The sequence below is a fragment of the Streptomyces sp. CB01373 genome (assembly GCF_002803075.1).
GTDB lineage: Bacteria > Actinomycetota > Actinomycetes > Streptomycetales > Streptomycetaceae > Streptomyces.
This window is the reverse complement of sequence record NZ_NNBK01000009.1, coordinates 74,986-101,685: the sequence shown is the minus strand read 5'-3', so window position 1 is coordinate 101,685 and position 26,700 is coordinate 74,986. Positions and strand designations below refer to the sequence as shown.

Annotated in this window: 23 protein-coding genes and 2 tRNA genes; 7 read left to right on the top strand and 18 right to left on the bottom strand. The window is 72.5% G+C overall.

The annotated features are described in order from the left end of the window. Window positions 1-22: 22 nt before the first annotated feature. From CG719_RS15610 to CG719_RS15580, 7 genes are all read right to left on the bottom strand, one after another. Window positions 23-96, bottom strand: a tRNA-Lys gene (locus tag CG719_RS15610). Continuing rightward, on the bottom strand, window positions 87-725 hold the full coding sequence (locus CG719_RS15605) for a bifunctional DNA primase/polymerase (protein ID WP_100569228.1): 639 nt from the start codon (window positions 723-725) through the stop codon (window positions 87-89). The genes CG719_RS15610 and CG719_RS15605 overlap by 10 nt, the downstream gene beginning before the upstream one ends. 146 nt (window positions 726-871) lie before the next feature. Continuing rightward, complete coding sequence (locus CG719_RS15600) at window positions 872-1,246, bottom strand: hypothetical protein (RefSeq protein ID WP_100569227.1); 375 nt, start codon at window positions 1,244-1,246, stop codon at window positions 872-874. Window positions 1,247-1,533: 287 nt separating this feature from the next. Further along, window positions 1,534-2,907: an AAA domain-containing protein gene (locus CG719_RS15595; RefSeq protein WP_100569226.1), complete on the bottom strand. Its 1,374-nt coding sequence runs from the start codon at window positions 2,905-2,907 to the stop codon at window positions 1,534-1,536. Continuing rightward, window positions 2,904-4,508 (bottom strand): hypothetical protein, encoded by a 1,605-nt coding sequence (locus tag CG719_RS15590; protein WP_100569225.1) that lies wholly within the window; start codon window positions 4,506-4,508, stop codon window positions 2,904-2,906. Before CG719_RS15590 ends, CG719_RS15595 begins: the two co-directional genes overlap by 4 nt. Then, window positions 4,499-5,671: a hypothetical protein gene (locus CG719_RS15585; RefSeq protein WP_442802730.1), complete on the bottom strand. Its 1,173-nt coding sequence runs from the start codon at window positions 5,669-5,671 to the stop codon at window positions 4,499-4,501. Before CG719_RS15585 ends, CG719_RS15590 begins: the two co-directional genes overlap by 10 nt. Continuing rightward, complete coding sequence (locus CG719_RS15580; protein ID WP_100569223.1) at window positions 5,583-6,581, bottom strand: phosphatase PAP2 family protein; 999 nt, start codon at window positions 6,579-6,581, stop codon at window positions 5,583-5,585. Before CG719_RS15580 ends, CG719_RS15585 begins: the two co-directional genes overlap by 89 nt. A 201-nt stretch (window positions 6,582-6,782) precedes the next feature. Between CG719_RS15580 and CG719_RS15575 the strand changes: the two genes are divergently transcribed. Next, window positions 6,783-7,376, top strand: coding sequence for a histidine phosphatase family protein (locus CG719_RS15575; RefSeq protein WP_100569222.1), 594 nt, complete (start codon window positions 6,783-6,785; stop codon window positions 7,374-7,376). A 25-nt stretch (window positions 7,377-7,401) separates the two neighbouring features. Here CG719_RS15575 and CG719_RS15570 read toward each other — a convergent pair whose 3' ends face one another. Beyond that, the gene (locus CG719_RS15570) at window positions 7,402-8,835 is read right to left on the bottom strand and encodes a hypothetical protein (RefSeq protein WP_100569221.1); all 1,434 of its coding nucleotides are present in this window, start codon (window positions 8,833-8,835) and stop codon (window positions 7,402-7,404) included. 340 nt (window positions 8,836-9,175) lie between these two features. Between CG719_RS15570 and CG719_RS15565 the strand changes: the two genes are divergently transcribed. After that, window positions 9,176-9,556: a hypothetical protein gene (locus CG719_RS15565; protein ID WP_199836651.1), complete on the top strand. Its 381-nt coding sequence runs from the start codon at window positions 9,176-9,178 to the stop codon at window positions 9,554-9,556. A gap of 92 nt (window positions 9,557-9,648) precedes the next feature. Further along, entirely contained in the window at window positions 9,649-10,518 is an 870-nt protein-coding gene (locus tag CG719_RS15560; RefSeq protein ID WP_100569219.1) for a spermidine synthase, read from the top strand. 38 nt (window positions 10,519-10,556) lie between these two features. Here CG719_RS15560 and CG719_RS15555 read toward each other — a convergent pair whose 3' ends face one another. Then, window positions 10,557-11,096, bottom strand: a complete 540-nt coding sequence (locus CG719_RS15555) for a hypothetical protein (protein WP_100569218.1) — start codon at window positions 11,094-11,096, stop codon at window positions 10,557-10,559. 140 nt (window positions 11,097-11,236) lie between these two features. Between CG719_RS15555 and CG719_RS15550 the strand changes: the two genes are divergently transcribed. Together CG719_RS15550 and CG719_RS15545 are read left to right on the top strand one after the other, a co-directional pair. Next, the gene (locus CG719_RS15550) at window positions 11,237-11,941 is read left to right on the top strand and encodes a response regulator transcription factor (protein WP_100569217.1); all 705 of its coding nucleotides are present in this window, start codon (window positions 11,237-11,239) and stop codon (window positions 11,939-11,941) included. Continuing rightward, entirely contained in the window at window positions 11,938-13,341 is a 1,404-nt protein-coding gene (locus CG719_RS15545; protein ID WP_100569216.1) for a sensor histidine kinase, read from the top strand. Before CG719_RS15550 ends, CG719_RS15545 begins: the two co-directional genes overlap by 4 nt. 95 nt (window positions 13,342-13,436) lie before the next feature. On the opposite strand, the gene CG719_RS15540 is transcribed toward CG719_RS15545, so the two are convergent. The 4 genes from CG719_RS15540 to CG719_RS15525 all read right to left on the bottom strand — a co-directional run bounded on the left by CG719_RS15540 (window position 13,437) and on the right by CG719_RS15525 (window position 18,427). After that, window positions 13,437-14,873 carry a GH1 family beta-glucosidase gene (locus tag CG719_RS15540; RefSeq protein WP_100569215.1) on the bottom strand — a complete coding sequence of 479 codons (1,437 nt, stop codon included), beginning with the start codon at window positions 14,871-14,873 and terminating at the stop codon, window positions 13,437-13,439. A gap of 255 nt (window positions 14,874-15,128) precedes the next feature. Further along, on the bottom strand, window positions 15,129-16,034 hold the full coding sequence (locus CG719_RS15535; RefSeq protein ID WP_100569214.1) for a carbohydrate ABC transporter permease: 906 nt from the start codon (window positions 16,032-16,034) through the stop codon (window positions 15,129-15,131). A 12-nt stretch (window positions 16,035-16,046) separates the two neighbouring features. Continuing rightward, window positions 16,047-17,057, bottom strand: coding sequence for a carbohydrate ABC transporter permease (locus CG719_RS15530; protein WP_100569213.1), 1,011 nt, complete (start codon window positions 17,055-17,057; stop codon window positions 16,047-16,049). A gap of 5 nt (window positions 17,058-17,062) precedes the next feature. Beyond that, on the bottom strand, window positions 17,063-18,427 hold the full coding sequence (locus tag CG719_RS15525; RefSeq protein ID WP_100569212.1) for an ABC transporter substrate-binding protein: 1,365 nt from the start codon (window positions 18,425-18,427) through the stop codon (window positions 17,063-17,065). 364 nt (window positions 18,428-18,791) lie between these two features. Between CG719_RS15525 and CG719_RS15520 the strand changes: the two genes are divergently transcribed. Next, window positions 18,792-19,847 carry a LacI family DNA-binding transcriptional regulator gene (locus tag CG719_RS15520; protein ID WP_100569211.1) on the top strand — a complete coding sequence of 352 codons (1,056 nt, stop codon included), beginning with the start codon at window positions 18,792-18,794 and terminating at the stop codon, window positions 19,845-19,847. On the opposite strand, the gene CG719_RS15515 is transcribed toward CG719_RS15520, so the two are convergent. Beyond that, the gene (locus tag CG719_RS15515; RefSeq protein ID WP_100569210.1) at window positions 19,816-20,286 is read right to left on the bottom strand and encodes an ankyrin repeat domain-containing protein; all 471 of its coding nucleotides are present in this window, start codon (window positions 20,284-20,286) and stop codon (window positions 19,816-19,818) included. The two genes, CG719_RS15520 and CG719_RS15515, sit on opposite strands and share 32 nt — an antisense overlap. Before the next feature lie 133 nt (window positions 20,287-20,419). On the opposite strand from CG719_RS15515, the gene CG719_RS15510 reads away from it, so the two are divergent. Then, the gene (locus tag CG719_RS15510; protein ID WP_100569209.1) at window positions 20,420-20,923 is read left to right on the top strand and encodes an NUDIX hydrolase; all 504 of its coding nucleotides are present in this window, start codon (window positions 20,420-20,422) and stop codon (window positions 20,921-20,923) included. A gap of 77 nt (window positions 20,924-21,000) precedes the next feature. On the opposite strand, the gene CG719_RS15505 is transcribed toward CG719_RS15510, so the two are convergent. From CG719_RS15505 to CG719_RS15490, 4 genes are all read right to left on the bottom strand, one after another. Next, the gene (locus CG719_RS15505; protein ID WP_234375600.1) at window positions 21,001-24,147 is read right to left on the bottom strand and encodes an FG-GAP repeat domain-containing protein; all 3,147 of its coding nucleotides are present in this window, start codon (window positions 24,145-24,147) and stop codon (window positions 21,001-21,003) included. Window positions 24,148-24,329: 182 nt separating this feature from the next. Beyond that, a tRNA-His gene (locus tag CG719_RS15500) sits at window positions 24,330-24,402 on the bottom strand. Window positions 24,403-24,513: 111 nt separating this feature from the next. Next, window positions 24,514-25,122, bottom strand: a complete 609-nt coding sequence (gene orn / locus CG719_RS15495; RefSeq protein ID WP_100569208.1) for an oligoribonuclease — start codon at window positions 25,120-25,122, stop codon at window positions 24,514-24,516. A gap of 126 nt (window positions 25,123-25,248) precedes the next feature. Continuing rightward, window positions 25,249-26,469, bottom strand: a complete 1,221-nt coding sequence (locus CG719_RS15490) for a helix-turn-helix domain-containing protein (protein WP_100569207.1) — start codon at window positions 26,467-26,469, stop codon at window positions 25,249-25,251. Between the last annotated feature and the right edge of the window lie 231 nt (window positions 26,470-26,700).

The following is a 26,700-nucleotide window of genomic DNA, read 5'->3' as shown; positions in this document are numbered from 1 at the left end:
TCTTGTCTCGCCATCGTCGTCGTGCGCCGCCAGGGACTCGAACCCCGGACCCGCTGATTAAGAGTCAGCTGCTCTAACCAACTGAGCTAGCGGCGCCTGCTGACGTCGTAGACCTTAGCATCCTGGTCGCTGGGAGGAAAAATCGATATCCGCACCGCCGCGCGGGCGGCCCGCACGGCTGCCCAGAGCACGATCTCCGGGCCCGGCAGCCAGGGGTGGCGGGTGTCCGGGGCGACGAGCCAGCGGGAGGCGGGCCGCATGGGCAGAGCCTCGCCGGACAGGGCCGGGAGGGTCACCGCGTCGCCGTTGCCGTGGCACAGCAGGGGCGGGATGCCCTCCTTGCGGCCGTCGTCCCGGCCGCGGCAGCCCCACTCCTCCCACTCCAGCAACGAGGGCAGCCGGTGTGCGGTGCCGGCCGCGGCGAAGAGCAGCATCCGTCCCCGGTGGACGGCCACCGGGCCCGACCCCGGGCCCTCGTCCCACAGCCGGTCCAGCATCCGGCGGCCGAAGATCGCGGGCACGTTCACCACGTCGAAGACGGTGCCGCAGGCCAGTACGAGCGGTGCGTCCGGCCGCTCCTGCCAGAGGGCGAGCGTGCTGCGGGGGTACGCGCCCGCCGAGGCCAGCCAGGCGGCGCCGTCCGCGGTGACGCCCGAGGCGTCGGAGCGGTGGCCTGCCCGTTGGTCGAGGTGGTCGGCGAAGGGTTGGTTCCCTGTGCGGCTCATGGCGGATATATCTACCCGCTGTGAGTGGGCGATTCCCCAGGGTTGCGGGAAATCGGGACATGGAACGGTGGGTGGGGGTATCTTGCCCGCCCGGCATATGCCAGAGACGGGGGACGGCGCACGCGAGGCGCGGGAGGCGTGTGGGGTCAGACCGGGTCGGCCGGGTTGGCGTGCACGCCGCCCTCGGCTCCGCTCAGCAGGTCCCGGCCGAACTCCACCATCTTCTTCGCGTAGTCCTCGGTCCAGTCGGCCCGCTCGGCGATGGCCGCCGGGGTCAGCCGGTCGAACCGCCGCGGGTCGGCGAGCTGCGCCGCCGCGATCGCCTGGAACTCCACCGCCCGGTCGGCCGCCGCGCGGAACGCGACCGTCAGCTCCGTCGCCCGCGAGAGCAGCGCCCGCGGGTCGTCGATCGACTCCAGGTCGAAGAAGTGCTCGGGGTCGGCGGCCGCCTCGGCGGGCTCGAAGAGCAGGGGCGCGGGGCGTAGCCGCTGTTCGTCACGACGCGGCGTTGGCTCCGCCATGTCTCGACCTCCTCGTACGGTTCGGAAGGGTCCGGATGACACCGCCCTGCGAAAGGGCCACCCTCCATTGTGTCCCGCGAACGCAAGGCCCCGACCCCACCCCACTCACAACTTCTCAGGACCACCTGGGATCCCGCACCGGGGGCGCCGGTCAGGGTCGCCAGGGCACCCGGTGTTCCCGCAGGTGGGCCATCACGGCGTGGTTCGCCTCCCAGCCGTCGGGGCTGTGTTCGACGGCCGCCTCCGGCGGCGTGCCGGACTCCGTCCGGCGGGAGGCCGGGTGCCGGTCAGGGTCGCCAGGGCACCCGGTGTTCCCGCAGGTGGGCCATCACGGCGTGGTTCGCCTCCCAGCCGTCCGGGAACTTCACCGTCACTCCCAGTTGGACCGGTTCCGTGGACGGGTGGTCGTCCAGGAGGTCGGTCACGCCGGCGCGGCAGACCACGACGCAGGCGTGCCGGTGGCGGGAGGCGAGGACGCACAGGCGGCCGGTCTCCAGGTGGAAGGCAGTGGCGTCCGGACGCCCGGACAACGGGTGCAGGACGACGGTCACGTCGAACTCACGGCCCTGGAGGCGGTTCGCCGTGTCCACGATGACATCCGTCACGCCCAGTTCCGCCAGCGCCGCCCGCACGGCGGCCGCCTGGTCGCGGTGCGCCGTGCCGACGGCGATCCGGTCCGCGGTCAGCGGCGCAGGGTCCGGCGACCGCTCCGAGACGGCCGCCCCGCCCCGCTCCAGCAGCCGCCGTACCACCGCCGCCACCGCCCGCACCGCCTCCGGATCGGTGCGCGGAGTGTGCCGCGCGGGCAGCTCCAGCAGGCCCCAGCCGGACTCGGCGGCCTCGTCGAGCACCCGGTCGGGACCGGAGCCGTCCGAGGGCACCGCGAACGTCAGCCGCCGGTCCCCGGCCGACGTGCCGCTGCGGAACGGCGTGTACGGGTAGAACGCGTCGGAGACCAGCGGCGCCGCCGACGCCGGAAGCCGCCAGGACACCGGCAGCCGGTGCTGGGGCAGCCGCGGATTGTGGGCCAGCAGCGTCGTCACCGCGGACGCCGACGGGTCGTAGGACAGACCCGCCCACTGCTCGCTGCCGACGATCGCGAACGGGTCGAGCTGACCCGGATCGCCCACGAACAGCGCCCGCTCGAACAGCCCGGCCACCGCGAGCAGGGCGTCCGAGCGCATCTGGTACGCCTCGTCGACGATCGCGTGCCGCCACGGCTCGTCGACCTTCACATGCGCCCACTTCGCGGCGGTCGACAGGACCACGTCGAGTCCCGCGAGGTCGGCGGCCTTCGCCGACTTCCGTACGTTCAGACCGTCGAGCGCCTTGTCGTACGGGTCGGTGTCGCTGCTGTGCAGCCGGCCCACGGGCAGTTCGGGGTTCTTCTCCGCCAGCCGCAGCACCAGATCGTCGACCTGGGCGTTGGTCTGCGCGACCACCATCAGCGGCCGTCCGGCGGCGGCCAGCTCCAGCGCCGCGCGCACGACCAGGGTCGACTTCCCCGCGCCGGGCGGGGAGTCGACGACGACCCCGCGGTCCGTGCCGTGCAGCGTGTCGCGGAGGATCGCGTCCGTCGCGCGGGCGGCCGCCGCCCCGGGGTCGAAGGGTGTCCGGAGGCCGGCGGAGCCGACCGCGGGGTCCTGGGCGGGGGCGGTCACAGAAGATCCTCCTCGGTCACCGGGTCCGGGGCCTCCGGCGTGCTCTCCTCGCCCGGCGGGCCGCCGTGCGTCCATGGGGTCTGCTCCGGGTCGGGCAGCTTCGCGCCGCCGCGCTGCTCGTGCTCGAACAGCGTGAAGCACAGACGGTCGCCCTTGTCCGGCACGGAACCGGCCGCGGGCTCCTTGCCGCGGCCCATCCTGTCCAGGATCCGCAGGACGACGAGCGTCCCTTCGGCGGTGTCCTCCTCGCAGGCGACGAACTCCGCCGACTGCGGCTTGCCGTCCAGCGAGCGGTACACCCTGGCCCGCTCGCCCAGATGCGGCCCGTCGTCGGTGCGCACGGTGACCAGCGGGCGCGGACTGGGCCGCTTGCCCTCGCTGTAGGCCATGACGACGTCCGTGACCTCGCCCGCGAACGCCTCCCCGGCCAGCCGCCGCCCCGCCATGACCAGCGGGTCGTCCAGCGCCTCCTGCGCCTCCAGACGGGCCTGCTCACGCTCGCGCGTGGCCAGCTTGTTCGCCGCGGTGACCGCGTCGTCGCGACGCGGCTGCGGCGGTTCGCCGGCCAGCACCCGGTCGCGGTGGCCGGTGAACGACCAGCGGTCGCGCGTCCAGCGCTCCTCGACGTGCGCGCCCTCGGGCAGTGTCCGCAGCAGGTCCAGGCCGCGCCAGACGTTGTCCCAGGTGGGGCGGGCGCACTTCTCGACCAGGTCGCGGATGTGCTGCTCGGCCTCGGCGAGGGTGCCGAGCCGCGCGTCGGCCTCCATGCCGTCCTCGGCGGCGGCGAACGCGGTGCGGGCACGGTCGTAGCGCTCGATCGCGGGCGCCAGCAGCTTGTTGTCGAAGGCCGGATCGGTGGCGGGGCCCGCGGGCGGGCACTCCAACTGGCCGTCGGAGGCGCGGGCGAGCTCGGCACGCAGCGCGGCCTCGGCACCCGACGCGCCGTCCGGCGGGGCGATCCACGCCAGCAGCGCCCCCAGGTGCTGGTCCTCCAGGCTGGACTGGCCGGTCGTCCAGTGCCGGGCCAGCAGGTCGGTCATCGCCGGCAGCAGTGAGGAACCGGGCACCCGCGCCCGCTCCCCGAAGTGGGTCAGCCACCGCCCGAGCAACGGCACCCGCGGCGGCGCCGGATGCGGGGTCTCCGGGTCCTGCTCGGCGGTGCGGCGGAAGCGCATCGAGCGTCCGAGCAGCCGTACGAAGTCGATGCCCGCGCGGCTCGGCACGATCAGCTGGGGCGCTTCCGAGCACAGCTCCACCTCGACCTTGACCCGCTTGCCGCTGTCCGGGTCGGTCTCGCCCCGCTCTGCGGCCTCGACCACGTCGGCGAAGGAGTCGAGGTACGGCAGGACGATGCCGGCCAGTTCGGCCAGGAACGCGAACCGCAGGTCGCGGTCGCGGGGCTGCGGCACGGCCAGCAGCCGCGGCGCGGCACGGTCCGTGCCGACCAGCGCGCCGAGCGGGGCGCCCGCCTCACCGGCGGTGGTGAGCGGCACGAACACCAGCGGCCGCTCCGACAGGTGCCGGTGCCGGACGGTCGCGGCGGGCTGGGCCCGCCCGGACCGCACGGCCTCCAGACGGCCCAGGGTGGCGATCAGCGACACACCGCCTCCCGCCCGGCCGCCTCCAGGGCCTCGGCCCGCAGCGCGGCGGCCCGGCGCAGCGCCGCCACCGCCGGGTCGTCCGGGTCGCCCGCCTCGCCGTGGGCGGCCGCCAGCACGTCCTCGACCGTCGAGAGGCCGCCCAGGTCGGCGCGGACCGAGCGGCCGAGCGCCGTCACCGCGCCCCGCTCGCGGGACCGCGTACGGCAGTGGAAGGCCAGCTCGCACGCGGCCAGGCACTCGGGCGCGTACGTCGCCGGGACCGCCTCCACCGCGGCCGTCAGCTCTTCCGGGGACAGCTCGGGGGAGAAGCACACGCCCTCGGGCAGGGCGTCCGCGATGTCCTCGACACGGGTCAGCCGGGTCAGCTGGCGGGCGGTCACCGCGCGCTGCTTGCGGACGTCGACGGCGGACGCGGTCGGCAGGTTGGAGAAGTCCTTGGGGCACACCAGGAGCACCCGGTGCCGCACGCGTGGGGCGGGGTCGAGGCGCGCGGCGACGTCCTCCAGCGCCAGCACGTAGACCGCCGACTGGCGGGCGGCCGCCCCCACCTTGGCCGGGTCGGCGGAGCCGTCCAGCACCGGGAAGGACTTGATCTCCACCACGGTCCAGCTCCCGTCCGGGTGCACCACCACCGCGTCCGGCTCCAGATGGACGGGCGAGCCGGCCACCTCCAGGGCGAGCATCGGGTGGTCGAGGAGCGTCCAGGTGCCCGCCTGCGTGGCCTCGCGCAGCGCCAGCGCCGTACGCGCCGTACGCCCCTCGGGACCGACGGCGCTCAGGTCGGGCACCCGGCCCTCTTGCGGTGGTTCGGCGCCCGGGTCCAGCCTGGTGTGCGCCAGCCTCAGCAGCTCGGCGCCGCCGTCCGCCTTGACTCGCGCCTCGAACGCGTTGCCCCGCATGAAGGCGAACTGCGACTGCCCGAAGGCGGCGGGCGCGCCCAGCGCCTCCGCGAGCGCCGCCTTGTCCACGCCCGCGCCGTCCAGGACCGCGCGCCGTCCGCAGCCGGGGTTCGCGGCGAGCGCGGCCAGGCCACGGGCGTCGAGCGCCCGGGGCGGGACGCCGGGACCGCGCAGCTCAGCGAGCCTTGCCCAAGCTCTCGACGTCGCTCGGGCGGGCAAGGCCCCAGGCTTGAGCGCCGTCTCCCGCGTCCTCGGGGACGGCACCCGGTTCGGCTCCGGGACCGAACCGTGCTTCGCGCTGCCGTGGAATTCGCTCACCCGCCGAAGTCTGGCATCCACCACTGACAATCGGGGACCCCGCGGCACCGGAGCCCTCTGCGACGGCCGTGGCGCCGGGTGCCAGCAGTGCCTTGGCGCGGTCCGCGCCCCGCATCACGAACGGCGCGAGCAGCATGCCGATCCCCATGACGGCCACGCCCGCGGCCGCGTCCAGGAGGTAGTGGTTGGCGGTGCCCATCACGACCAGCGCGGTCAGCAACGGGTAGGCGACGCCCGCCGCCTTCGCCGTGCGCGTGCCGCCGTGACGCCACAGCATCACCCCGCACCACAGGGCCCAGCCCACGTGCAGGCTCGGCATGGCCGCGTACTGGTTGGTCATGCCACCCATGCCCCGCGGCGCGCTGGCCTCACCGCCCCACCAGCCGTACGAGCTGTACTGGGCCATCGTGTCCACGAACCCGTGGTCCGGGGAGAGCAGGCGGGGCGGGCAGGTGGGCAGCAGGGTGAAGCCGATCAGTCCTATGAACGTGGACGTCATCAGCCAGGTGCGGGCCGCCCGGTAGTGCGTGGTGCGCGCTCTGAACAGCCACACCAGGATCACGGGGGTGACCAGGTAGTGCAGCGACGCGTACCAGAAGTCGGCGGGCACGCCCAGCCACGGCTCACGCGTGAACAGGCGGTTGAGGGGGTGCTCCGCGTTGAGGTGCAGCAGCTTCTCGACGCGCAGGATCGCCAGGCCGTGGTCGACGGCCGTGGTGACGTCGCCGCGGGCCAGCAGCCGGCCCGCCGAGTAGCAGCCGTAGACCAGCAGGATCAGCGGCAGCTCGGTCCACCAGCGTGGCCGGGTGTGCGGGGCCGTCTCGGTGCGCCGTGCCGGTGCCTCGGTCTGCGGCATCCGATGCCCCTCCCCCTTCGTCGCTGCGCTGTCCGGCGGTGCCCGGACGGTCGTGCCACTTTACGGTGTCCGACGTGGCCACCTCGGGGTGCCCCCGGAGCTGATAGACGCAGAGACCGCCCCCCGGGTTGCCGCCGGACGGCGTGCGCGATGATGGAGGGATTCCGTCCGAAGATCCGACTTTTTTCCGGAAGGTTCTCCATGGCACCGCGCATCCTGTTGGCCCGCCACGGACAGACCGAGTGGTCGCTGTCCGGCAGGCACACCGGCAGGACCGACGTTCCCCTCCTGGAGGAGGGCCGGCTCGGCGCCAAGCTGCTCGGCGAACGGCTCCATCGGGCGCCCTTCGACGGCCTGCCCGGGGTCGAGGTCCGCACCAGCCCGCTGGTGCGCGCGCGTGAGACGTGCGAGCTCGCCGGCTTCGGCGACCGCGCGATGTGCTGGGACCCGCTGATGGAATGGGACTACGGCGCGTACGAGGGCCTGAAGCCCGGGGAGATCCAGGCCGAGCGGCCCGGCTGGCTGATCTGGCGCGACGGGGTCCCGCGCGGGGAGACGCTCGCCGAGGTGACCGCCCGCGCCGACGAGGTGGTGGCCTGGGCCCGCGCCGAGGACCGCGACGTCCTGGTCTTCGCCCACGGCCACATCCTGCGGTCGATCGGCGCGCGGTGGCTCGGCCTGCCGCTCGACTTCGCGGCCCGCATCCGCCTCAACCCCACATCGCTGTCGGTGCTGGGCTGGGCCTACGGAGAACCGGCCCTCGAACACTGGAACGACGTGGGCCACCTCGCCTAGTCGGCCGCCGGGTGATCCGGCGTCGTCACACCGGCCGAGGGGCGCTCGCGTGCCTTTCCAGGAAGATGGAGACCCCGGTCGCCCGGCGGTGCGGAAGCAGTACCCGTGCCGTTCCCGCCAGTATCGACTGGATGCGGGACGACTGGACCTGGTCCAGCAGGTCCAGCACCCGCATTCCGGCGGCGGCCGCCTCGTCCGGCCGGCCCCCGCGCGCGAGGTCGTCGGCCAGCTCGGCCGTGTAGAGCGCGATGTTCCGCGTGAAGTGGGGATCCTGAAGCTGCGTGGCACGCCGCGCGCACCGGGCCGCCCGCGGCCAGTCGCCCAGCGTGGACCAGCACTGCGCCTCGAGCCCCGCCAGCTCGGCCTCGCCGTAGAAGCTCATCCACTCGGGATCGGCGTCCGACGCGCCCCGGTCGTACAGGGCCCGCGCCCGCGCGAGCGCCCGCTCGCAGCCGGTGCGGTCGGCGAGCCCGGCCCAGCCGCCCGCCTCCCGCAGCGAGAGCAGCGACATCAGCCGCGCCGAGCCCAGCCCGCGCCCGACGCGCTGTGCGGCCTGTGCCGCCCGTACCGCCTCGCGGGGCCGTCCGGCGTCCCGTGCGAGGAACGCGGTGTTGCAGAAGGCGTGCGCCTCCAGGGCCGGGTCACCGGTCATGCGCGCGGTGGCCAGTGCCTCGGCGTAGTGCGAGCGCGCGTCGTCGAAACGCCCGGAGTCGTGGGCGAGCCAGCCCACCGAGATGGCCAGTTCACCCGCGCCCGAGTGCAGCCGGTCGGCGGTGGTCTGCCGGGTCGTGCCGGCGTCGAGCAGCGCGTAGGCGGCGCGCAGCGGAGCGGCCGCGCGGCGGTAGAGACCGTCCGCTCCGTGCCGGTCGTCGAGCAACCGGATCCTGCGGACGGCCTCTTCGACGGCACCGGCGTCGCTCGCGCCGGCGCGGCGCGCGGGGCGGTCCGCGGCCCAGGCGTCGAAGGCGGGTCCCATGGGGCCCAGCGAGGCGGCGGCCACCGTGGCGCCCCCGCGGGTCATGAATGCGCGACGCAGCACGTCGCTCTCCTCGTGGTTCTCGTGGACTTCGTGCGGGTGGTACGGATCGTGCGGGTCGTACGGGTCCGGCGGATCGGCGGAGTGGTACGGGCCGTCCCCCGTCCGTGCCTCGGGCACGGCGCGCGAGGCGCGTCCCCGAACGGCCGACCGGGGGGCGAACCCCAGGTCGGTCAGGGTGAGGTCCGGGAACATGTGCAAGAACACACGTTCATAGGCGTAGTTGGGGCAACGGATCTCACCCGCCTCCACCCGGCCGATGTAGCGGGCGTCACAGCTGACCCGCTCACCGATCTCGTGGGCGGCCCGCCGTACCGCCGCGGCGAACTCGGCCGGCGAGCGCTGTCCGCGCAGGCGCCGGAAGGCGAGATTCGGCCGTGGCGGGCGGGGGGAGTGAGACGAGGTCACCGTCGACGACGTCATGGCCGGGCCCTCTCGTGCGAACCGTCGAACCATGCCGGACCCAGGGGAAGTCGCCCGAGTCATCCGGTCGTCCCGTCACCCGCTGCCCGAGTCGTCCCGGTCGTCCGGGTGACGCCCTGTTTCCGGCGAGCAAGAAAGTACCTGTTGTGTCCGCCCGGACACGCTGTGTTTGGCTACAAACCGGATATCTCAACCGTGATCTGCCATGAAGTGCCACTCTTCATGGCGGACTTCGCCCGTAGCCGTTGACGCCCTGCCGCGTTTAACCCCGTGGGCCGGGAGCCGCCGGGCTTGCGGGCCCGCTCGTTCACGAGGAGGGATTTTCGTGATGGAGGCCGGGATGGAAACCCCGCGCAGTGCCGACCCCTGTACGCCGCCCCCGTGCGACGTGGTCACGGTGCCCGCCAGGCAGGGGCTCGAGGCGGTCGACATCCTGCGCCGCGGGCCGGGCGACGCGGTGGGTCCCGTACTGCACGACGACGGGGGCGACACGCTCGGCTTCGTGGTGCCGGCGGGCACGGCCGCGGCCTGGGACGTACCCGGAAGCACCTGCACCGGGACCGACGGACGGGGACTGCGGCTGGCCCCCCAGCCGCCGGTGGAGGGCTCGGACTGGCTGGTCCCGCCCGACGAGGCCGACCTCGCGACGGACCCCGCGGTGCTGCGGCGGGCTCTGGGGGAGGCGGCCCGGATGATCGAGGCGGCGGACAGCTGCTGCTGACCCCGGCGCCCCACCCGCCCGGACGCCCGACGCCCGTCGACGGATCCCGCCACCTGTGGGTGGCACACCGCGCCGCTTGCGACAATGGGCCCATGGGAAGGACCAGGAGCCCCCGCCGCGGGCGAGGAGCCGTCGAAGCCGTCGCCGAACAGGTCGACGGCGGGCTCGCACAGCTCATACCCGACCGGGAGCGGGCGCGGGCCTGGACCCTGCTGATCGACGGCGCCCCGCAGTCCTACGTCGACCTCGACGACCCGGCGTACCTCTCCTTCGAGTACCAGCGCCGGCTCGGGCACGTGATCGACCTCGCCGCACCGGCCGGCCGGCCCGTCCACGCGGTGCACCTCGGCGGAGGGGCGTTCACCCTGGCCCGCTACGTCGCCGCCACCAGGCCCCGTTCCACCCAGCAGGTGGTCGAGCGGGACGCGGCCCTCGTCCAACTGGTGCGTCGGGAGCTGCCGTTGGATTCCGGAGCCCGTCTTCGGGTGCGGTCGGCGGACGCCCGCGAGGGTCTCGCCAAAGTGCCGGACGGCTGGGCCGACCTGGTCATCGCGGACGTGTTCAGCGGCGCCCGTACGCCCGCCCACCTCACCTCGACGGAGTTCCTCGACGGGGTGCGCAGGGTCCTCAAGCCGGGCGGTGTCTACGCCGCCAACCTCGCCGACGGCCCGCCGCTGGCCCATCTGCGCGGCCAGATCGCCACCGCGGCCGCCCGGTTCGCCGAACTCGCGCTGGTCGCCGACCCGGCCGTGCTGCGCGGCAAGCGCTTCGGCAACGCGGTACTCGTGGCCTGCGACCTCCCGCTGCCGGTCGCCGAACTGACCCGCAGGGCCGCCACCGACCCGCACCCGGGCCGCGTCGAACACAGCCGCGCCCTCACCGACTTCACCGGAGGGGCCGCACCGGTCACCGACACCGCGGCGGTCGCCTCACCGGCCCCGCCGCCGAACGCCTTCCGCTGATCAGGCCGGCCCAGGCCCACTCAACCACGCCCACCGCTCTAGTAGTTGCCGACCTCCACATGAGGCGGCCCGTCGTGCCAGGCGCAGATGACCGACACCCGGTCCGTGCCGGAGGTGAACTCGACGCGGATCCAGGTCTCCGTCTTCCACACCTGCATCGACCAGTTCGTGCCCGGAGTCGCGGAGACCAGGTTCGCCGAGACCTCGCCGAGGTCGAAGACCACCCGGCCCCCCTCGGTGTCGTAACCCCGCACCTGGCCGGAGGCGGTGGGGGAGGGGGCGGGACCGCTCGCGGGGCGCGCCGGCCGGGAGGGGACGGGAGTCACCGCCGGTCCGCCGGACGGCACGCTCGGACCGGCGGAGGGCGTCCTGGACGCGGTCGGCGGAGCGGTGGGGGTGGGGGAGGCGGCCGGTGCCGACTCCTGACGCGGCGCCACCTCGGCCGCGGTGATGGGCAGGGCGCGCGGCGGATCGTAGGCCGTGCCCGCCATCACCGTGTGGACGCCCCACCACGACAGGGTGGCCGCCGCGCCCGTGGCGAGCGACCAGGCCAGCAGGTGTACGAGTCCTCTCAGCATCGCCGCCATCCTGCCCCACCCGTTCCCATGGTGTCGCGGGAACGCCGGCCGGGGTGACGTTGTCCACAGGCGGCCGGAGCCCGGGCGGAGTTGTCCACAGGCCCCGGCCGGGTCCGCCCGCATGGCGTACGGTGCGGCGCATGGCAAGTGTTCTCGTGGTCGAGGACGACCCGTTCGTGCGCTCCGCGCTCATCCGGCACCTGACCGACGCCTCGCACACCGTGCGCAGCGTCGGCACGGCGCTCGAAGCGCTGCGCGAGGTCGCCCACCTCCGCTTCGACCTGGTCGTACTGGACCTCGGACTGCCCGATCTGGACGGCTCCGAGGCGCTGAAGATGCTGCGCGGCATCACCGACGTGCCCGTCATCATCGCCACCGCCCGGGACGACGAGGCGGAGATCGTCCGGCTGCTCAACGCCGGGGCGGACGACTACCTGACCAAGCCGTTCTCCGTCGAGCACCTGTCCGCGCGCATGGCCGCCGTGCTGCGCCGGGCCCGCTCCGCCACCGGCGGGCAGCCGCCGTCCACCGTGCTCCGGGTCGGCGGCCTGACCGTCGACCCGCTGCGCCGCCAGGCCGAGTTGGACGGCGTGCGGCTGGACCTGACCCGCCGCGAGTTCGACCTGCTCGCCTTCCTCGCCGGACGGCCGGGAGTGGTCGTGGCGCGCAAGGAGCTGCTCGCCGAGGTGTGGCGGCAGTCCTACGGCGACGACCAGACGATAGACGTCCATCTGTCCTGGCTCAGGCGGAAGTTGGGCGAGACCGCCGCCCGGCCCCGCTATCTGCACACCCTTCGGGGTGTGGGCGTGAAGCTGGAGCCGCCCGGAGGGGAGCCGCCGCGATGAGATGGGCACTGGTCAAGGTCTGCCTCGCGGTCACCACGATGGTCGTGATCGCCTTCGCCGTCCCGCTCGCCCTGGTCATCCAGGAGATGGCCCGGGACCGCGCCTTCTCCAACGCCGAGCGCCAGGCCGCGGCGGTCGCGCCCGCCCTGTCCATCACCACCGAGCGCGAGCCGTTGGAGCGGGTCGTCGCCTCGGCCGGCTCCGACGCCCGGATGGCCGTGCACGTACCGGCCGTCGACGGCGCCGCTCCCGTCGAGATCGGCCGTGCCCGGGCCACCGGCGAGGACGTCGCGACCGTGCGGCGGACGGGCCGCGCCTCCACCGCCGACGTACCCGGCGGATCCACGCTGCTCCAGCCGGTCGCGCTGAGCTCCGGCGCCATCGCGGTCGTCGAGGTCTACGTCCCCGAGGCCGAGGTCGGCAAGGGCGTGGGCACGGCCTGGGCGGTGCTCGCCGGCGTGGGCGCGGCGCTCGTCGTCGGCTCGGTCGCCGTCGCCGACCGGCTCGGCGTACGGATGGTGCGGCCCGCGCAGCGGCTGGCCGAGGGCGCACACGAACTGGGCGAGGGCAGGCTGGGCGCCCGGGTGCCCGAGGACGGGCCGACCGAACTGCGGCTCGCGGCCGTCGCGTTCAACTCCATGGCCGACCAGGTCGTCCAACTGCTCGCGAACGAACGCGAATTGGCGGCCGACCTGTCCCACCGGCTGCGTACGCCGCTGACCGTGCTGCGCCTGAACGCGGCCTCGCTCGGAGACGGGCCCGCCGCCGAGCAGACCCGGACGGCGGTCGCCCAGCTGGAGCGGGAGGTCGACACGATCATCCGCACCGCCCGGGAGGCCAAGCCGCAGACGGCGGCCGCCGGTCCGGGCGCCGGGTGCGACGCGGCCGAAGTCGTCCGTGAGCGGATGGAGTTCTGGTCGGCGCTCGCCGAGGACGAGGGCCGCAAGTGGCGGCTGGCCGGGATCGAGCGGCCGGTGCGCATACCCGTGGCCCGCGCCGACCTCGCGGCCGCGCTGGACGCCCTGCTCGGCAACGTCTTCCGGCACACCGCCGAGGGCACCGCGTTCGCCGTCGACGTGCACAACGGCGACGACGCGGTGATCGTGCTGGTCTCCGACGCCGGACCGGGCATACCCGACCCGGACGCGGCGATACTGCGCGGGCGCGGTTCGGGGAACGACGGCTCCACGGGACTCGGCCTGGACATCGTGCGCCGGCTCGCGGAGTCCACCGGCGGGGACGTGCGGATCGGCTCCTCCGTGCTCGGCGGCACGGAGGTGCGGATCTGGATCCAGCTCGACGCACGCTCCCCGGTCCGGTCAGGACACCGGGGAGCGGTGCGCCGCCGCCGGCCGGGCAGATCGGCCGCACGCCTCGGCCGTACCCGGTCCCTTCCCTGAGCGGCCGCTCCCACCGTGCGGCCGCTCAGGGGGGAAAGCGTCCCGGCCGGTTCACCCCCGAGCCGGCCGGGACGCGCTGTGGGCCGGACGGGCCGTCAGACGGCGTCCGGCGACGGCAGCTCCCCGGTGCGGGCGGCCTTGCCGTACCAGTGGGCGCTGGACTTCGGGATCCGGGCGAGGGTGCTGTAGTCGACGTAGACCGCGCCGAACCGCTTGCTGTACCCGTAGGCCCACTCGAAGTTGTCCATCAGGGACCACAGGTAGTACCCGCGGACGTCCGCGCCGTCCGTGATGGCCCTGCGCACCGCCGCCAGGTGCGAGTGCAGGTAGGCGACGCGCTCCGGGTCGTGCACGCGGCCGTCGGCGTCCACCTTGTCGTCGTAGGCGGCGCCGTTCTCGGTGACGTACAGGGCCAGCCCCGGTGCCTCGCGGGAGTAGCGCATGATCAGCTCGTGCAGGCCGCTCGGGTCGATCGTCCAGCCCATCTCGGTGCGGTCGCCCGGCGTCTGGTGGAACGCCACGTCGTCCGCGCCGGGCCACGGCGAGTGCTCGCTCGCCCCGTGGCCGTCGGCCCGCGGACCCTCCAGCGTCGTGTCCGCCGCCGACACCAGGGCCGGCGTGTAGTAGTTGAGGCCGAGCGCGTCCAGCGGCTGGTGGGCGGTGCGCACATCGCCGTCCTGGACGAAGGACCAGTCCGTGAGGGAGGAGGTCGCCTCCAGCAGCGTGGCCGGGTACGCGCCGTGCAGCATCGGGCCGTGGAAGATCCCGTTGGCCAGGTCGTCGATCTTCTGGGCCGCCGCCAGGTCCGCGGGGTCCTGTGAGACGGTGCGGACCACCGAGGAGTTGAGGCTGACCGCGACCGAGTTGCGGGCCGGCATCACCGACCGCAGCGCCTGCGTGCCCAGGCCGTGGGCCAGGTTCAGGTGGTGGGCCGCGCGCAGCGTGGCCGCGGGCTCGGTGCGGCCCGGGGCGTGCACCCCGGAGCCGTAGCCCAGGAAGGCGGTGCACCATGGCTCGTTGAGGGTGATCCACTGCTCCACCCGGTCGCCGAGCGCCTCACCGACGATCTGCGCGTACTCCGCGAAGCGCAGCGCGGTCTCGCGCTCGGGCCAGCCGCCCGCGTCCTCCAGTTCCTGCGGCAGGTCCCAGTGGTAGAGGGTGACCGCCGGCTTGATCCCGTGGTTCAGGAGCTCGTCCACGAGACGGCGGTAGAAGTCCAGGCCCACCTGGACGGCGGGGCCCCGGCCGGTGGGCTGCACCCGTGGCCAGGAGATGGAGAAGCGGTAGGCCTTCAGGCCCAGGTCCGCCATCAGGGCCACGTCGTCGCGGTAGCGGTGGTAGTGGTCGACAGCGATGTCACCGGTCTCACCTCCGGCGGTCTTGCCCGGGGTATGGCTGAAGGTGTCCCAGATCGAGGGCGTGCGGCCGTCCTCCCGCACCGCCCCCTCGATCTGGTACGCGGAGGTCGCGGCGCCCCAGAGGAATGCGGGCGGAAAGGTCACCGGGGTCACCGGCTGTGCGGACTCAGACATGGAAGCGCTCCCATAGGTGGTCGTGAAAGACCGACGATTCGAAAGGGGAGGGTGGACAGGGATCGATGTGGGCAGAGGGAAGCAGGGAAAAGGGATGGAGGGGACGGAGGGAACGGGAAGGCGAGGGGCCGGGACCACGGTGACCCGGCCCCGGGACAGGCGGGGCGTGCGCGGCGGCCGGGCCGACGCGCGGACGCGGACGGGCCGCGGGCGCCGCGAGGACAGTCGCGGGCCGGTGCGGACCGGTCGCGGGCGTCAGCCCTTGACCGCGCCCTGCATGATGCCGCCCACGATCTGCTTGCCGAAGATCGCGAAGACCAGCAGCAGCGGCAGTGTGCCGAGCAGCGCGCCCGCCATGATCAGGGACTGGTCGGGGGTGTAGCCGCGGCCCAGGCCCGCGAGGGCGACCTGCACGGTCGGGTTGCCGGTCTGGGTCAGGACCAGGAAGGGCCACAGGAAGTCGTTCCAGGTCTGCACGAACATCAGCATCCCCAGCACGGCCATCGCGGGTCGCGCCGCCGGGAACACCACGTGCCACACCACACGCCAACTGCTCGCGCCGTCCACCCGGGCGGCCTCGATGATCTCGTCCGGCAGCGCCTGAAGCAGGTACTGCCGCATGAAGAACACACCGAACGCGCTGACCAGCGACGGCAGGATCACTGCCTGCAACTGGTCGGTCCAGTCCAGCTTGGCCACCATCATGTACAGCGGGATGATGCTGAGCTGCGGCGGCACCATCATCGTGCCGATCACGATCAGCATCAGCGCGCCCCGGCCCTTGAAGCGCAGCTTGGCGAAGGCGAAGCCGGCGATCGTCGACAGGAACACGACCGTCGCCGCGGAGGTCCCCGCCACGATCGTGGTGTTGACGAAGGCCTTGCCCAGATTGGCGTCCGTCCAGGCGACCTGGAGGTTGTGCGTCAGGTTCGAGCCGAACCAGAAGGGCGGCGGGGTCTGCGCCAGCCGGTTGTTGTTCCGGGAGGCGGCGATCGCCGTCCACACCAGCGGGAACAGCGAGCCGATGGTGAACAGGGCCAGGATCACGTAGGCGATCGGGCCGGCGTGCAGTTGTCCGCCCGCGCGGGCGGCCTTGGGCCGGCGCGTCCGGCGGGGCGCGTCGGTCGGCGTCTCGGGTTCGGTCAGGGTCGTCGTCGTCACGGCCGGTACTCCTTAACTACTGGCGCGCAGCCGGCGCGAGATGACGTAGTTGACCACGCCGATCACGATCAGGATCAGGAACATCGTCCAGGCGATCGCGGAGGCCCGGCCCAGGTGCTGGTTCACCCAGCCCTGCTCGTACAGGTACAGACCCAGCGTCTGGAACTGGTGCTCGGCACCGCCGGAGGCGCCCTTGTTGGCGTCGAACAGCAGCGGCTCGCCGAAGACCTGGCTGGCGCCGATGGTCGACACCACGGCGGTGAACAGGATGGTCGGGCGCAGCTGCGGAAGGGTGACGTGGAAGAACTGCCGGAACCGGTTGGCGCCGTCCAGGGCCGCCGACTCGTACAGGTCGTTCGGGATGGCCTGCATCGCCGCGAGGTAGATCAGCGCGTTGTAGCCCGTCCAGCGCCAGATGATGATCGTGGATACGGCTATCTGGGAGGGCCACTTGTCGTTCTGCCAGTCGACGTTGTCGAAGCCGACCGAGTGCAGCACCCAGTTGATCATCCCGTAGTCGCGGCCGAAGAGCAGCACGAAGACCAGCGAGGCGGCGGCGATCGAGGTCGCGTACGGCGCGAGCATCGCGACCCGGTAGAACGTCGTGGCGCGCAGCCGGTAGTTGAGGATGTGCGCCAGGCCCATCGCCATCAGCAGCTGCGGGACCGTGGAGATGATACCGATGGTCAGGGTGTTGCGCGCCGCGTTCCAGAAGAACTCGTCGTCGAAGATCCGGGTGTAGTTGCGCAGCCCGGCCCATTCCATGTCGGTCGGCGCCGTCAGCTCCACCGTGTGCAGCGAGGCCCACGCGGTGTAGATCAGCGGGAACAGCCCGAAGGCGACGAACAGGAGGAAGAACGGCGAGACGAACGCGTACGGGCTCCACCGCATGTCCCGCTGCCAGCGCCGGGACTGCCGTGCCCGGCGCCGGTGCTCCGCGTCGGCGGCGTCGGTCTCCGCCGGGCGGCCCGGGGCCGCGCCCCCCTCCTCGGGGGGCGCGGCGGTGTCGTGCCGGGTGGCCATACCGGTCACTTCTCCAGGTTGTTGTCGATGGTCTTGGTGGCCGTCGTCCACGCGTCGGCGGGCGACTTGCCCTTCGTCACGAGGAAGACACCGTTGTCCGTCAGGCCCTGCTGGACGATCTGGTCCTTCGGGCCGATCACCTGGACCGGGATGGACTTGGCGGCCTCGGCGAAGATCTTGCCGATGGGCGCGTCACCGGTCATCTCGTTCTTCGCGTCGGTCACCGCCGGCATGGTGTACGCGCCCGGCGCGCTCGGGAAGCTGCCCTGGACGGCGAACAGCTTCGCCTGCTGCTCGGGAGCCGTCAACCAGGTGATGAAGTCCGTCGCCTCCTTCACGTGCTTGCCGCTCTTGGGCACGGCCAGGAAGGAACCGCCCCAGTTGCCGCCCTTCGGCGGCACGGCCACGTCCCACTTGCCGGCCGCGTCCGGCTTCGACTTGCCCTTGATGGTGCCGAGCATCCACGGCGGGCAGGCGACGGTGGCGAACTTGCTGTTCGCGATCGTCTGGTCCCAGGCCGGCTGGAACTGCGTCTGCGACTGGAGCAGGCCCTCCTGGGCGGCCTTGGCCGTCAGGTTGAAGGCGGACTTGACGGCGGGGTTCTTCTTGTAGATGACCTCGCCGGAGGCGTCGTAGAACTTCTCCTTCTCACTGCTGAGGATCGCGTTGATCAGACCGCCGGGGGAGTCCATGAAGTAGGTGCCGCTGGGCGCCTTCTTCTTGAACGTCTCGCCCGCCGCGACGAACTTGTTCCAGTCGCCCGCCCAGAGCTTGCCGACCTCCTCGCGGTCGGTGGGCAGACCGGCCTGCTCGAAGAGGTCCTTGCGGTAGCAGATCGCCATCGGGCCGATGTCGGTGCCGAGGCCGATGGTCTGGTCGTCCTTGGTGGTGGCCTGCTGCCACTTCCAGTCCAGCCAGTTGCTCTTGTCCACGCCCGAGACCTTGGAGAGGTCCTCGAACTTGGCCCCCTGGGTGCCGACGACCTCGGCGATGTTGCCGACTTCGATGGCCTGGACGTCCATCAGGCCGCTGTTGGTGGTCAGATGGTTGACGAGCGCCGGGTAGTAGTTCTCATTGCGCTCGGTGACGTTCTCCTGGATCCTGATGTTGGAGTGCAGCTTCTCGTACTCGGTGTAGAGGCCGGCCTCCTTGAAGCCCATGGTGCCGAAGAGCCCCAAGGTGATCGTGACCTTGTCACCGCCGTTGCCACTGCCGCCGGACGAGCCGGACTCGCCTCCGCTGTCGCTGGAGCAGCCGGCCAGCAGTCCGGCCCCCAGCGACGCGGCTGCCGCCAGGACCACCGCCTTGCGGGCGATGGGTGTGCCCCCACTCGGACGAAGCCGAGAATGGGCGAGGAAACGTGCTCGCATTGCGTCCTCCTGTTGCCCTGACGTGCCGACCCCCCGGCCAACTGCATGTTGGGCCCGTTTTACTCGCTGCGGCTCGGGCGGGGAACGTGCGGGTTGTGTATGTGTCAGGTACTGTGGGAGCGCTCCCACCAGTGATGTGTTGAAGAGTCGCGGGTTCGAGCGGGGGTGTCAAGGGTGTGAGCGAGGACAAATGCGTTCAGTTATCGGCCTGTTAGCTAACGCGGGAGAGTGAGGTTCGCGTCCCGGACATGCGGAGCCGCTCCTTCCCCGGAGGCCGCCGCGGCGGCCCCGGGCACGGCGTGCGTTCTCGGGAGACTGTTACATTCCAGGCCAAGGCGGTTTCGACGGCGGAAAGGCGGAGCCAATGACAGGCCACGGAGCGCGGGGCCGGAGCGGCGGTCGGCCGACCCTCGAAGAGGTCGCCGCGCGGGCCGGCGTCGGCCGGGGCACCGTCTCACGGGTGATCAACGGCTCGCCCCGGGTCAGCGACGCCACCCGGGCCGCGGTCGAGGCCGCGGTCGCCGAACTCGGCTACGTCCCCAACACGGCCGCCCGCGCCCTCGCCGCCAACCGCACCGACGCGATCGCCCTCGTGGTACCCGAGCCGGAGACCCGCTTCTTCGCCGAGCCGTACTTCTCGGACATGCTGCGGGGTGTCGGCGCCGGACTGTCGGACACGGAGATGCAGTTGCTGCTGATCTTCGCCGGCAGCGACCAGAAGCGGCAGCGGCTGGCCCAGTACCTGGCCGCGCACCGGGTGGACGGCGTCCTGCTGGTCTCCGTGCACGCCGACGACCCGCTGCCGGACATGCTGTCCCAGTTGGAGATCCCGGCCGTGATCAGCGGTCCGCGGTCGGCGGGCGAGACCCTGACCTCGGTGGACTCCGACAACTACGGAGGCGCCCGCTCCGCCGTGGAGCACCTGCTGGCCCACGGCTGCCGCACCGTCGCCCACATCACCGGCCACCTGGACGTCTACGGTGCCCAGCGCCGCGTCGACGGCTACCGCGCCGCCCTGCGCGACGCGGGCCACGAGGTGGACGAACTCCTCGTGGCGCAGGGTGACTTCACCGAGGGCGGCGGCCGCCGCGCGATGACGCGCCTGCTGGCCCACCGCCCCGACCTGGACGCCGTCTTCGCCGCCTCCGACGTCACGGCCGCCGGCGCCCGCCAGGTGCTGCGCGAGGCGGGCCGCCGCATCCCCGACGACGTGGCCCTCGTCGGCTACGACGACTCCGCCATAGCCCGCCACATGGACCCGCCCCTGAGCAGCGTCCGCCAGCCCATCGAGGAGATGGGCCGCGCGATGATCGACCTCCTGCTGAACGAGATCGCCGACCGCCGCCCGGCGGTGTCCCGCGGGCTGGAACGCAGGCAACTCGTGCTGCCTACGGAACTGGTGGTGCGGGCGTCGTCGTAACGGGCCCCGGCTCTGGTTCGCCGCGGTGGGTGGATCCCGCCGCGACGAGAAGGGCGACGGTCTCGGCATGGGAATCGGCCACCGCCCACTCCAGGGGCGTACGGCCCGTGCCGTGATCCTCACGGAGATTCGGATCGGCACCGTGCGCCAGCAGTTCGCGCACCGTCTCGGTGTGCCCCCAGCAGGCGGCCGCGCACAGGGGCGTGCCCTCCGACCCGCGCCCGCTCTCGGTGTCCGGACAGGCCCCGGCCGCGAGAATCAGCCGGACCGTCTCGGCATCCCCTTGCACGGACGCCGCGTAGAGCGGAGTGGTGCCCTCCCTGTCCGCTCGCTCCGGATCGGCCCCGAGCCGCAACAGCGCCTCCGCGCGGGCGGTGTGACCCATCATGGCCGCGTCGACGAGATGCCGGGAGAGCTTCTTGCGCCGGCGTCGGTTCATTGCCGGAGAGTAGCGGCTTCCGGTCCGGAGAGCCGATGGATATCAGCTCTCTGCCTCCAACCCGTCGTACCCGTCGCACGCGACGGAGCCGGGGGGCGAGGAGACGGCAGCGTGCTCGCCCTACAGTGAGGCCATGGCGGGCGAGCAGCACAAGGTGGCCGTGGACAGCGGAGTCGAGATCCCGGTTCCCGCCGACGGGGAGGTCTGGGCGGCCGGAGCGGTCATCCTCGACCGTGACGGCAGGGCCTTCGCCCAGAGGCGCGGCCCGGACCGGCGGCTCTTCCCCGATTGCTGGGACATCGTCGGCGGCCACGTCGAGCCCGGCGAGTCCTTGCTGGACGCCCTCGCCCGCGAAGTCGAGGAAGAGACCGGCTGGCGTCTGCGCCGGGTGCGGCGCCTGCTCGGGATCACCGCATGGACCGGGGACGACGGCAGCGGTATGAGACGGGAGGCCGACTACCTCGTCGAAGTCGACGGCGACCTGAACCACCCCGCCTTGGAATGGTCCAAGCACACCGCCTACGACTGGTTCGGCCCGGACGACCTCCCCCGGCTCAAGGAGAACCGAGCCCCCGGCGAGCACCTCGTCCACGACGTGATCGCGAAGGCTCTGCGTAACCCACCCGCCCGGCACTGAACGGCCGGGCGGGCACGACTGCGGCCCGTCCGTGGGGGCACACCACGGTCGTCGTGTGCCCCCGTCCCGAGCCCGGTTCAGAACAGTCCCTTGTAGCCCTTCCAGCCCGTCGCGATTTTCGTGCGGGCCCCGAACGAGCCCCGGCCGTCGCCCTTCTGGAGCCACAGGTTCCCCGAGGTGTCGCGCGCCACCAGGTCGGGCTTCCCGTCCGAGGTGATGTCGCCGACGCCGACGACCGCGTTGTACGAGGCACCCCACTTCGAGAACAGCTTGACCCGTTTCGTCGACAGCCCGCCCTTCGTCCCGTAATACCGGTACAGAGTGCCGTTCTTGTGCCGTGCCAGCACGTCCCCGAGGCCGTCGCCGTTCAGGTCGCCGACTCCGATGATCTTCGTGTACGAGCCCCAGCCCGAGGCGATCTTCTTCCCGGCCGCCAGCGTGCCGTCGGGCTTCGCCGCGAAGAGGTACATCGCGCCCGTCGACGCCTTCCGCGCCAGCAGGTCGGTCAGCCCGTCGCCGGTGAGGTCCCCGGGCGCGGTGAGTATGTCGTAGGCCTTCCAGCCGGTGCCGCCGCTCAGCGTCCGGTACGGGGTCGAGGGCGTGAGCGGCTTTCCGCATGCGGGCCGGTACGCCCGCAGCGATCCGTTCGCCATCCGTACGAGGACGTCGTTGCACTTGTCCTTGTTCAGGTCCCCGAAGGGCACGGCGAGCACCGAGGTGGGCCAGCCGCGCCCCGACGTCTTGCCGGAGAACTTCCCGGCGCCGTTCCCGTGGTGAAACGTGAGGGTCCCGTGCGAGTCGAGCGTCAGCAGGTCCGCGATCGCGTCAGGCGACGCCCCGGACCCCGCGTAGTCGCGCGGGACGGGCTGACCGCGGAGGAGCCGGACCGTCCCCTGGCGGCGCAGCGCCGCCCCCCGGCCGTCCGCCGGGTTCGCGGTGAGCTCCCAGGTGTACCGGCCGTTCGGCAGCGGGGTCTTGTACTTCTTGGCCGGGTCCATGCCCGTCCACTGCACGTCCAGCCGCCCGCGGGTGTCGCCGCCCTGGCGCTGGTCGACCACGCGGTTGGTGTTCTTGTCCCGGACCACGAGCTTCCAGGACGCGACCGGCTTGGAGAACACGCCGTCGAAGACCGCCGTCCCGCGCATGCCCGCACGGTTCGCGGGCCATTCGGCGTTGACGGAGGTGGCCTCCGCCTCCCGCAGGGTGATCAGTGACTGGGTGGTGGTGACCCCGGACGGCACAAGGTGGATGCGTTCCTGCGCGTCCACGTACGCGACGTTGCCGCTGTACCTGTCCACGGTCCAGCGGACGTGGCGCTGCGAGGTCCCGGTGTCGGGCAGTTCGCCGATGACGCGGGTGCTGGGCGAACCGGAGTCCACCGTGGTGAGGTTCAGGATCCCGGCCTGCCGGTCGTGGGTGACGAGGTACCCGTCGCCGAGCAGCGCCTCCCCGGAGGGGACGGCCACCGAGGTCTTCTTCGTACGGTCGTACACCCCGGCGGGCCCGTCGGCGCCGCAGCTCCAGTACAGCCAGCGGCCCACGGCCTGCAACTCCTGCGGAACGCAGCTCGCGCCGGTGTCGACGGTCTCGACCGTCTTCTTCGAGACGAGGTCGAGCGCCGAGACGCTGCCCGGCGCGGTACCAGGCGTCCAGAGCCGGTTCTCCCAGACGGCGGCCGCGCCGGGGGTGCGCGTCAGAGGGGCGCCGTCGTCGTCCAGGCGGTAGACGGACTGCTTGTCGGGGGTGGTGTGGATCAGGTACCCGCCCGAGACGTCGGTGATCCGGCCGCCGGCCGGCACGCTGCGTTGGTAGTAGTCGTATGTGCCGGGGCCGTGGACCCGGAGCAGGTCCGATCCGCCGCTCCGGCGCTCGATCCAGGCGACGCGCCCGTCGCCGACGTCGAAGACCGACGCGCAGCCGGGGTCTGCGGCCGGGCAGTCGTCCATGACCACATCGGACGTCGGGGTCAGGCGGGTGTGATCGCCGTACTCGGGGGTGCCGGTCGCGGCCACGTCCCGGACGTAGGGGGTGCGGCGGCCGTTCGCCATCTCGGCGTCGACGAGTCTGCCCTGACTCAGGACGAGCCCCTCGATCGGGACGACCGGCCGGGGCAGTGGCCTGACCGTGGTGACGACGGGCGCGCTGTCGTCGCCGGGGTGGATGTGCTGGATGCCGCGGTCGTCGAGGGCGGTCGACGTGCGGCCGATGGCGAGGGCGGTGCCGTCGGGGGCGGCCACCAGGCCGGTGCCCGACCCCGTGACCACGGTGATGGGCTGCCCGCCCGCGACCGGTATCGCCTCGAGGGTGGTGACGGCACCGGGGCGGTAGACCAACCAGTCGCCGACGAGGGCCAGTTCGTGGCCCGGTTTGGAGAAGCCACTGTCCAGCGCGACCTCGACCGGCGTCGCCGACACGTCGGAGCGGGGCAGCACCAGCACCGTGGACTTGGAGGAGCTGTACACCACGATGTGGTCGGGGGAGATCTTCGCCCGGTAGTAGCCGCTGGGCAGCCGCTGCGTCCAGCCCTGGACCCGGCCCGTCTCCCGGTCGACGACGACCATCCGGACCGTGCCGTCCCTCTGCTGGCTCTGGAACAGCACGCCGGACGCGTCGGCCCCGTGCGGCTGGCCGAGCACCATGTCCTCCGGCGCGCCGACGACCGGCACGTCGCGGGTGGTTCCGTCAGGGCCGCTGGTCAGCAGATGCATGACCCGGGTGGATGTCCCGTCCCCGGTGGCGGAGTTGCGAAAGGTGACGACGGTGCTGCCGTAGACGGAGAGCACGCTCTGTTTCTCGGGGATGTGCACCGTACCGGTTGTCCCGTCGGAGGCGTCCCACAACTCCACCCGGTCGGGGTAGTGGTACGCGAGTACGTCGCTGCCCGTCGCTTCCTTGAAGTACGAGCCTTCCGGTTTCGGTACAGGGACCGGCGCGCCGCCGCCGTAACGCGACCAGACGAGACCGGAGTAGCCCTCGAGCTGGTGGAAGAAACCCTGGCTGCCGGCACCGTCCGCGCCGGTCAGGGTGTTGGCGTCATAGAGCGAGGCCGAGGTGTAGGTGCTGCGCAGGGCCGCCGGGACGACGGTCTCCTGAGGTACGGCAGGCGCCGCGGAGGCGACGCCGGGTGCCAGCGGACCGGTACCGGCCAGTAGAGCCGCGCATGCGGTGACGGCGATACCGACGGGTCTCGCGCCACGGGGGTGCGCAACGGTATTGCGGAACAAGGGTGCCCCTCCCGAGAAGTCCGAGGGGTGGGCGATGTCGTCCATGGCGACTCGGCCCCCAGCCGTCGCATCCCCCCGGAAAGTCGGCTGATATTACCGCCATCGGGCGTCACAGCTGTGCATGAGGAGAACGAAAGAGGCCGATGACCTTGTTGTTGCAGGTCATCGGCCTCTTTGAGGAGGGTGAGTGACGGGACTCGAACCCGCGGCATCCTGGACCACAACCAGGTGCTCTACCAGCTGAGCTACACCCACCATGACCGGTCAGAGGGATTCTGCGGTTTCCCCGACCGGCCGAGAAGAAGTCTACAGGGTCCGAAGGGGTGCTCGCGCACAGGTTTCGCGGCGCCCCTTCGAGGGCCCCCGCTAGACCTGCTGAGCAGGCAGGACGTGCTTCGCCGCGATCGCCTTGGCGGTGTCGGAGTCGGGGCCGGGCTGCGGGACGAAGACGGCCTCGCGGTAGTAGCGCAACTCCGCGATGGACTCGCGGATGTCGGCCAGGGCGCGGTGGTTGCCGTTCTTCTCCGGGCTGTTGAAGTACGCCCGCGGGTACCAGCGCCGGGCCAGCTCCTTGATCGAGGACACGTCCACGATCCGGTAGTGCAGGTAGCCCTCCAGCGCCGGCATGTCGCGCAGCAGGAAGCCGCGGTCGGTGCCGACCGAGTTTCCGCACAGCGGGGCCTTGCCGGGCTCCTTCACGTGCTCCCGCACGTAGGCCAGGACCTGCTCCTCGGCGTCCTTGAGCGTCGTGCCGCCGGCCAGCTCGGCGAGCAGGCCGGACGCGGTGTGCATCTCACGCACTACCTCCGGCATCGTCTCCAGCGCCGAGTCCGGCGGCTGGACGACGATGTCGACTCCCTCGCCGAGTACGTTCAGCTCGGAGTCGGTGACGAGGGCGGCCACCTCGATGAGCGCGTCGTCGGACAGCGAGAGGCCGGTCATCTCGCAGTCGATCCACACCATGCGATCGTTCATGTGTCTCACCTTACGGCGCCCCGCCGCGACCCGGACCGACCGTGCGACGACCTTGTCCGACAGCGGCCGCTGCCGGCACGGGCGGGTGGACGGGACCCGGAGGTCCGTCCGCCCGCCCGTCGCGGGTCACGAGCCGCCGCGCTGGCCCGGAACGCTCACCGACAGCGCCGCCGCGGTGCGGCGGGACTGGTGAGGAACCTGGCTGTCCGGGTGGAAGGAGGGCAGCGGCGACACGGGGCCGGCCGGGGGGGCCGCGGAGTGCGGTCCCGGGCCGCCCGGCATGCCGGCCGTTCCCGAGGCGAGGTCGCCGTCGCCCTGCCGCTCGTTCTGCGGACGCCGTGCCCGGTAGGCCGCCCGGTACGCCGCCGGGGACGAGCCCAGCTGCCGCCGGAAGTGGCCGCGCAGTGCCACGGGGGAGCGGAAGCCGCAGCGGCCCGCCACCTCGTCGACCGAGTAGTCGGACGTCTCCAGCAGCCGCTGCGCCTGGAGCACCCGCTGGGTGATCAGCCACTGCAGCGGCGCGCTCCCGGTCAGGGAACGGAAGCGGCGGTCGAACGTACGCCGGCTCATGTACGCCCGCGCGGCCAGCGTCTCCACGTCGAACTGCTCGTGGAGGTGCTCCAGCGCCCAGGCGACGACCTCGGCGAGCGGGTCGGCGCCGATCTCCTCCGGTAAAGAGCGGTCCAGGTAGCGTTCCTGGCCTCCGCTCCGGCGAGGCGGGACCACCAGCCGCCGGGCCAGCGCGCCCGCCGCCTCGTTGCCGTGGTCCGAGCGCACGATGTGCAGGCACAGGTCGATTCCGGCCGCCGTGCCCGCCGACGTCAGCACGTCGCCGTCGTCGACGAACAGCTCTCTGGGATCCACGTGCACCGACGGATAGCGCTTGGCCAGCGTCGGCGCGTACATCCAGTGCGTGGTCGCCGGCCGGCCGTCCAGCAGGCCGGCCGCAGCGAGTACGAACGCCCCGGTGCACAGGCCCACGATGCGGGCCCCCTCCTCGTGCGCACGGCGCAGCGCGTCGAGCGCCTCTGCCGGCGGTGGCGAGGTGATCGAGCGCCAGGCCGGCACGACGACCGTGCCCGCCCGTGAGATCGCCTCCAGGCCGTTCGGAGTGGTGAGTTCCAGGCCGCCGGTGGTCCGCAGTGGGCCGTCCTCGCCCCCGCACACCAGCAGTCGGTAGCGCGGTACGCCGGCGTCCTGGCGGTCAACCCCGAACACCGACAACGGTATGGAACTCTCGAAGATGGGGCCGCCGCTGAACAGCAGCACCGCGACGATCTCCTTGCGGCGTCGCCCGGAAAGCTTCCGGGCCGCCGTTTCCGGCGCGGCAGTGGAGTCGTGGCTCATACTGCTAAGCCCCCCTCGGTGGTCGCGGCTCCTCGGTTGTGTCGCTCCTGCACGTTTCCCCTCGGTCCTGCACGAGTCCCCCGCCGTAAGACAGTCAAGATCGAATCTACTGCGTCCCGCCGTGCCGTGTTGGCCAGTTCGTCACCCGGCACATTGTCGACATGGCAACTTGGCGTGAAGCATTCGATCACGAAGCGTTGCACTCGGGGAGCGTGCAGGGAAGTGCGCCTC

Bases quoted from the DNA above. Each gene is read 5' to 3' on its own strand.
- CG719_RS15605 (WP_100569228.1), bottom strand. From the start codon at position 725: ATGAGCCGCACAGGGAACCAACCCTTCGCCGACCACCTCGACCAACGG.
- CG719_RS15600 (WP_100569227.1), bottom strand. From the start codon at position 1,246: ATGGCGGAGCCAACGCCGCGTCGTGACGAACAGCGGCTACGCCCCGCG.
- CG719_RS15580 (WP_100569223.1), bottom strand. From the start codon at position 6,581: ATGCCGCAGACCGAGGCACCGGCACGGCGCACCGAGACGGCCCCGCAC.
- CG719_RS15575 (WP_100569222.1), top strand. From the start codon at position 6,783: ATGGCACCGCGCATCCTGTTGGCCCGCCACGGACAGACCGAGTGGTCG.
- CG719_RS15570 (WP_100569221.1), bottom strand. From the start codon at position 8,835: ATGACGTCGTCGACGGTGACCTCGTCTCACTCCCCCCGCCCGCCACGG.
- CG719_RS15565 (WP_199836651.1), top strand. From the start codon at position 9,176: ATGGAAACCCCGCGCAGTGCCGACCCCTGTACGCCGCCCCCGTGCGAC.
- CG719_RS15560 (WP_100569219.1), top strand. From the start codon at position 9,649: ATGGGAAGGACCAGGAGCCCCCGCCGCGGGCGAGGAGCCGTCGAAGCC.
- CG719_RS15555 (WP_100569218.1), bottom strand. From the start codon at position 11,096: ATGCTGAGAGGACTCGTACACCTGCTGGCCTGGTCGCTCGCCACGGGC.
- CG719_RS15550 (WP_100569217.1), top strand. From the start codon at position 11,237: ATGGCAAGTGTTCTCGTGGTCGAGGACGACCCGTTCGTGCGCTCCGCG.
- CG719_RS15545 (WP_100569216.1), top strand. From the start codon at position 11,938: ATGAGATGGGCACTGGTCAAGGTCTGCCTCGCGGTCACCACGATGGTC.
- CG719_RS15540 (WP_100569215.1), bottom strand. From the start codon at position 14,873: ATGTCTGAGTCCGCACAGCCGGTGACCCCGGTGACCTTTCCGCCCGCA.
- CG719_RS15530 (WP_100569213.1), bottom strand. From the start codon at position 17,057: ATGGCCACCCGGCACGACACCGCCGCGCCCCCCGAGGAGGGGGGCGCG.
- CG719_RS15525 (WP_100569212.1), bottom strand. From the start codon at position 18,427: ATGCGAGCACGTTTCCTCGCCCATTCTCGGCTTCGTCCGAGTGGGGGC.
- CG719_RS15520 (WP_100569211.1), top strand. From the start codon at position 18,792: ATGACAGGCCACGGAGCGCGGGGCCGGAGCGGCGGTCGGCCGACCCTC.
- CG719_RS15515 (WP_100569210.1), bottom strand. From the start codon at position 20,286: ATGAACCGACGCCGGCGCAAGAAGCTCTCCCGGCATCTCGTCGACGCG.
- CG719_RS15510 (WP_100569209.1), top strand. From the start codon at position 20,420: ATGGCGGGCGAGCAGCACAAGGTGGCCGTGGACAGCGGAGTCGAGATC.
- orn (WP_100569208.1), bottom strand. From the start codon at position 25,122: ATGAACGATCGCATGGTGTGGATCGACTGCGAGATGACCGGCCTCTCG.
- CG719_RS15490 (WP_100569207.1), bottom strand. From the start codon at position 26,469: ATGAGCCACGACTCCACTGCCGCGCCGGAAACGGCGGCCCGGAAGCTT.